This is a genomic window from Klebsiella sp. GB_Kp056 (assembly GCF_040064755.1).
GTDB classification, from domain to species: domain Bacteria; phylum Pseudomonadota; class Gammaproteobacteria; order Enterobacterales; family Enterobacteriaceae; genus Klebsiella; species Klebsiella quasipneumoniae.
Genome location: NZ_JBEAJA010000053.1, coordinates 336,519 through 342,620, shown reverse-complemented (window position 1 = coordinate 342,620; position 6,102 = coordinate 336,519). Strand labels below are relative to the sequence as shown.

The 6,102-nt window shown below is 61.9% G+C and carries 3 protein-coding genes and 1 pseudogene; all 4 read right to left on the bottom strand.

Going from position 1 to position 6,102, the window contains the following annotated elements; all coding sequences use genetic code 11:
- A pseudogene (tli1, locus tag ABLV52_RS15325) lies at window positions 1-208 on the bottom strand (T6SS immunity phospholipase A1-binding lipoprotein Tli1-KP); the annotation flags it as partial.
- A gap of 63 nt (window positions 209-271) precedes the next feature.
- Window positions 272-1,051: a DUF4123 domain-containing protein gene (locus ABLV52_RS15320; protein ID WP_048297363.1), complete on the bottom strand. Its 780-nt coding sequence runs from the start codon at window positions 1,049-1,051 to the stop codon at window positions 272-274.
- Window positions 1,051-3,420, bottom strand: a complete 2,370-nt coding sequence (gene vgrG, locus ABLV52_RS15315; protein ID WP_348890574.1) for a type VI secretion system tip protein VgrG — start codon at window positions 3,418-3,420, stop codon at window positions 1,051-1,053. The genes ABLV52_RS15320 and vgrG overlap by 1 nt, the downstream gene beginning before the upstream one ends.
- Before the next feature lies 1 nt (window position 3,421).
- Window positions 3,422-6,076: a type VI secretion system ATPase TssH gene (gene tssH, locus ABLV52_RS15310; protein ID WP_348890567.1), complete on the bottom strand. Its 2,655-nt coding sequence runs from the start codon at window positions 6,074-6,076 to the stop codon at window positions 3,422-3,424.
- Window positions 6,077-6,102 lie beyond the last annotated feature (26 nt).

The following is a 6,102-nucleotide window of genomic DNA, read 5'->3' as shown; positions in this document are numbered from 1 at the left end:
AGCAGCAGCCGCCACCGCCCCCCTGAAACGGGCCTATTGAATCGATGCCCGACTGGCCGTTGACGCTGAAGTGATTAACTGCCCACTTTGTGTGGTTGATGGCGTCAATGGTGCCGCCGCCACCGCCTCCGGCCCGGGCGGCAGGCTGTGCGCAGCCGGTTAACAGCAGCAGCCCCGCCAGCAGCGGGCTGATTAATGCAGATTGCATCGGACTCTCCCTGTCGGGTTGAGGGTAATGAAAAGAGGGATGAACTCAGCCAGACCAGACTTTTCATTCCGAAGGTCTCTCACTGGTTTTTACGTCGGCAAGCCACTTTTTCATTACCCAGTCTTCACGGGCGTCATCCAGAAGAATGCCCTGGCGTGTCGCCTCCACCATGCCCTGATAACAGGCCGAAAACAGCGACTGTCTTGAATCAAATATGCCCGCAGGCGGAGCACAGTGTGACAACAGGACGATGACATCGCTGATACACATCAGATGCTCAAGCTGGCGATCGCTGAGTTCTATTTTTGGCGCCTTTTCATCGCGTTCCGGTGGGAGACCACTGCCTTTGATGCCTTTGACCTGCCCGTCAAGATCCTGCCACGCCCAGAACAGGGCCGGACGCATCAATGGCTCTTGCTGCTCTTCACTGAGAATGTGCGTAAACAACAGCGGAAATACCCGGGTATCGTAAAAGCGTAAAATTCCGCTGCGCCCTTCCTGCAGAATATCCATGCACTGCGTGAGCCAGTTCGCCAGCGCCGAAAAGGGCCAGTATGTGCAGAACAGGAGCAGCGGCGCCTGGCTGGCAAGTTGCTGGCTGATATCCTGTAACCAGCGCATTTGCTCAAGATCATCAAGCGTAAAGCGCGCTACCAGCGGAGCATCATCGACGATAAATGCTTCCGGAAGTCCATGAAAAAGCGACTGCCACTCAACTGACAGCGAATTCAGCGCCGGAATAACGGAAAAATCCACCCCTGCCTGATCGATAATGACGTGCAGATAATCCGTTCCGAAAACCCGAGAGGTTCCGGCGACCTCCTCAATCCATTGTCTGGTCATTATGCCTCCCGCGGCACGAAGCCCTGCGCCAGCGCCTGGGCTTTTTTAAGGCACTCTTTACAAACCGATGCCGGTAGATCAGGTAAGGGAAACGCCTCGCTGACCGGCCCCTGCAAATCGTGCTGCCCCTTAAGGCTAATCACCCCCGGTCCGTGGATCTGTACTTCTCCCTGCGGGGTAAGACGGATATATGCGCCGCCGCACCCCAGGGTGATGCCATTTTTAGCCGTCAACTGCAGATGCCCCTGAGTTGACTGGACGGTGATATCTTTTAGCGCGGTCAGCGACAGAATATCGCCGTGCGACTCTACTTCCAGCGGGCCTTTGGCGGAGACCAGCCGCATTCCCTCCTGTTGCGCCAGCAGTGAAATAGCCTGGCTGGCATTCAGTGAACAGCGCTGTGCCGTGGTGATGTTGACCTCTCCCAGGCTCTGCAGATACAGCCCCTTACCGCTGTGCAGGAGGGTCGTTTCCGGTGTGACGGCGGCAATTCCCTGCGGGGCCGACATCAGCAATGTCGGCTGTTTAAGCTCGCGGCTGCCTGTGGCCAGTGCGCTTAACGGGCCGGGGTCTGGGATAACATTGTGATGGGTTTGCGTAATGCTTCCCCATTCCGTGACCTGATTCAGCGCGCCTTTCAACAAACTGACCGCCGGCTCCATATCCAGCGCCTGCCCCTGGGCCTGCACCTGTCCGTCCGCGCTGATAAAAATACCCTTCTGCGCCCTGATGGCCCCCCAGCTGTCGGTTCTCAACTCAAAGCCTTCGCCGCGCGGCTGCCTGTCGCTGTTCACCAGGTGCCCCAGATTCAGCTGGCTCTTGCCGCCATACTCCGTCGACACCTTGATATGCTCTTTCCCACGCTCATCGTCGAGGCGGATTTTGTTGTTGGCCGGGGTGCGCAGGACGTTACGTTTGTCATTGCGGATGGTGACGTGATCGCCGTGCGCCGAATCGTGGAGCACGCCCGCGATATACGGCCGGTCCGGGTTACCGTCCTCAAAGCCAATCGCCACCTCCGTCCCCGCCAGCAGCGGCAGGTGCAGGCCGTAAGTGTCTCCGGCATACGGCCGCGACTGGCGGACCCACAGGCTCTCGAACCCGGTTTCCCAGCGCGCCCGGTCAAACAGCATATTCACCCGGTAGCGCCCGTGTTTGTCGATATGCCCGTAGGTGTCGTTTTCCCGGGTACTGGTCACGCGGGCCGGCAGCGTCCCGGCCATCACCGGGCGGGCGCCGGGCTCGGGCCGGTAGCCGACGTCCGGGCTGTCCGGTATGCCGGCAAACTCCACCGAAAAGTCGGCATCGCGCCGGGCGTGGCTGTGCATCGCCGTGATAAGCACACCATCAGCAAACTCTCCGGCCACCTCCTCTCCGCCGGTCACCTTCAGCACCTGACCCGGGCAGAGCGTCGGGCAGCTGGTGGTGGCCTGCATCCGGGTCTGGCCGTTCAGATAACGCTCATGGCGAAGCCGGGCGTAAAACGCCCCGGTCTCCGGCGCCGGATGGCGGTCATGGACATTCCCGGCGGTCTGGTAGTTATCTCCCCAGTGGTAAGCCTCACCAAAGGTAGTCGTCTCCCCGCGGGTGACATCCACCTGCGCGTTCATGTCAGCCGTCGCCTCGCGGTAGTTGTAGTCGCGGGTACTGACCTGCTGCTCCACGACGCGGTGGCGGCATGCCATCTCCCACACCGCGTCCACCCCGGCCGACTGCTGCCCGGACGGCGGGACCGAAGGCAACGTCAGTCCCTTCTCATAGCCCTGCTGACTGTCGCAGAACTCCGCGACGTCGATGTGCAGCCGCGTGTCGGCGGTAAAGCGAAACCAGATCCCCACCTCACCCAGCAGCCGGGTGATAAAGCGCAGGTCATCCTCACCGTACTGCATCACCTGCTCGCGGCGCGGATACGTTTTTGTCAGCGAGAACAGAAAATCCTGACCGCGCAGGCCGTGGCGCTCGCGGAGGATTTTTTCCACAATCTGCGGAACGGACTGGTCCTGATAAATGGCGTTCTGGTGCGAGCGGTTAAGCAGCGCCAGGCGCGGCTGGAGGGTCAGCGCGTAGTGCGTTTCATCCCTGGAGGTGCCGAGCCGTTCGAACCCCGTCACCACGCCCTGGATCATCCGCACGGGTTGCTGAACATTGATGCCGAAGCCCTGAGCCACCGGCGCCTGCAGCGTCAGGGAGGCTGCCTTCATCAGCATCATCTCTTTTCTGATGGCATGGTCTGCGCTGGTGAATTCGATACGATAGCGGAACGGCTGGCTCAGGGCTTCATCGCCCTCAAACGCCAGCACATCAAGCCCGGCTTCACATCCCTTCACCGAAAGCAGATGGTGGTTGTGGCTGAACAACAACGATTTCACGCTACTCATCGGCGATTGCCCCCTCGTCAAACGCCATCACGATGCCTTCTTCTTCGTGATACCCCAGCGTCACATGGTTCGGTTTATGCCCCGCCGCCATATGGCTCAATAGCTGCTGACTCAGCGCCGGCAGGATCTGCTGATTGAGCAGAATGTCGACGTTGCGGGCGCCGGTGTCCGGCAGCAGGCAGGCCTCGGTCAGCGCGTCGAACAGGCTCTCGCTGAGGGTGGTGTTCATCCCGTAATGGCAAGCCAGACGCTGACTCACCTGCCCGAGCTTCATGTCGACAATGGCGCGCAGCGCTGCCGCCGGCAGCGGACGGTAAATCACCGTCTGGAAGCGGGCCAGTAGCGCCGGCTGGAAGTGACCGCGCAGCACCGGGCGCAGCAGCTCGTGCAGGTCTGATTCGCTGGCTTCAGGCTGTTCATCCAGCAGCTGCATTAGCAGGTCACTGCCAAGGTTGGCGGTCATCAGGATCACGGTGTTGCGGAAGTCGATTTCACGCCCCTCGCCGTCGCGCATTACCCCCCGGTCGAAGACCTGGTAGAACAGGTTCATCACATCGCGATGGGCCTTTTCCACCTCATCGAGCAGCACCACGCTGTAGGGGCGTTTGCGCACCGCCTCGGTCAGGATCCCGCCCTGGCCGTAGCCGACGTAGCCCGGCGGAGAACCCTTCAGCTGGCTGACGGTGTGCGGTTCCTGGTACTCGGAGAGATTAATGGTGATCAGCGCTTTCTCGCCGCCGAACAGCGCATCGGCGAGGGCGAGCGCCGTTTCCGTTTTGCCGGTGCCGCTCGGCCCGACCAGCAGGAACACCCCCTGCGGACCATTCTCCGGCGTCAGGCCGGTTTTCGCGGCGCGCAGGCGCCGGGCAATAGCGCTCAGGGCCGCCTCCTGGCCAACCACCCGTTTGCCGAGGCTCTCTTCCAGGCTCAGCAGCTCCGTCTGCTCATCCTTCATTAGCGAGGAGAGCGGCACGCCGGTCCAGTCGGCAATCACCATCGCCACGGTGCGGACGTCGACGTCCAGCCCGAGCAGCGGATTGCCGTGCTGGGCGGCAGTAAGCGCGTTTTGCAGGTCGTTGATTTCCCCCTGGCGGGAGATATCGCGACGACATGCCCGCAGTGCCTCCGTCAGCTGCAGCTCCTGACCATATTGGGTTTCGAGGGTATCCAGCGCCAGGATAAGGCGGTTCTCCTCCTGCTCAATGAACGCCAGCCGTTCGCCGTGGGCGCTGTTGCCCAGCGCGATATCCTCCAGCAGCGCCTGCTTCTCCATCGCCAGCGCGGTGAGCTGCGCCTTCAGGCGGGTCAGCGGCTCTGGCACGGTATCAAGGCTCATGCGCAGGCGGGCGGAGGCGGTGTCGAGTAAATCCACCGCCTTGTCCGGCAGCTGGCGGCCGGTGAGATAGCGTCGTGACAGCGTCACGGCGGCACGCACCGCGTCATCCGTGATATGCACCCCGTGGTGGTGGGCATACCGGGGCTTCAGGCCGCGCAGCATCAGGCAGGCGGTGTCGTCGTCCGGCTCATCCCCCTTGACCATCTGAAAGCGGCGATCCAGCGCGGCATCGCGCTCGAAGTACTGCTTGTATTCACGCCAGGTGGTGGCGGCGATGGTCCGTAGTTCCCCCCGGGCCAGCGCCGGCTTCAACAGGTTGGCGGCATCCGCCCCGCCGGCCTGATTGCCCGCGCCGATAATCGTGTGCGCCTCGTCGATAAACAGCAGCACCGGCCCAGGCGACTGCTGCACCGCCTCAATGATATTTTTCAGCCGCTGCTCGAACTCGCCTTTTACCCCGGCGCCGGCCTGCAGCAATCCGAGGTCCAGGGTGCGCACCGACACCGGCTTCAGCGCGTCGGGGACGTTGCCTTCAGCAATGCGCAGCGCCAGGCCTTCCACCAGGGCGGTCTTGCCCACACCCGGTTCACCGACGAGGATCGGGTTGTTTTTACGACGCCGGGAGAGAATATCCACCATCTGGCGGATTTCCGTGTCACGTCCGAACACCGGGTCAATCTGCCCGTCTCTGGCTTTGGCAGTGACGTCGAGAGTAAATTTGTCGAGGGCGTTCTGCAGCGCCGGGTTGGGACCATCCGCGTTCGGTACCCCGCCCGCAGGACGCCCCACAAACTCCACGTCCCCGCCATGACGCTGCGCCAGCGCAGTCTCCTGCTGCGCTTGCGGACGTTCGTCGGACTGGGTATCCAGCAGGGGGCGCAGGCGTTCCAGCTGGCTCTGGCCCAGGGTTAACAGCGGCCACAGGCCATCGCACTGGATCAGATTCTGTTTTGCTACCAGCGCCATCAACAGGTGAACACTGCGGATCAGCGCTTCGCCGCTGAGCGAGGCAATCAGCCAGGCCTCCTGCATCAGCTTCAGGATAGCGCCAGATAGCTGAGGACGATGACGTACCGAGCGCGGCTGTTTATCCAGCCAGCTAAGCAGATCCTGCCATAGCGCATCCATATCCCATTCGTAGCGCCGCGCCAGCACCGTCAGATCGCCTTCCCCCTGTTCCAGCAGCTTGAGCAGCCAGTGCTCGGGCAGGATCTCAGCGTGCGCCCGGGACTGGCACAGCGAGGCCGCCCCCTCCATCGCGCGGGCACAGCAGGGATTAAGACGGCGTAACAGGCTGGCTGGATTTTCCATGAGATCCTCTCTTTATTGGTTCCGGA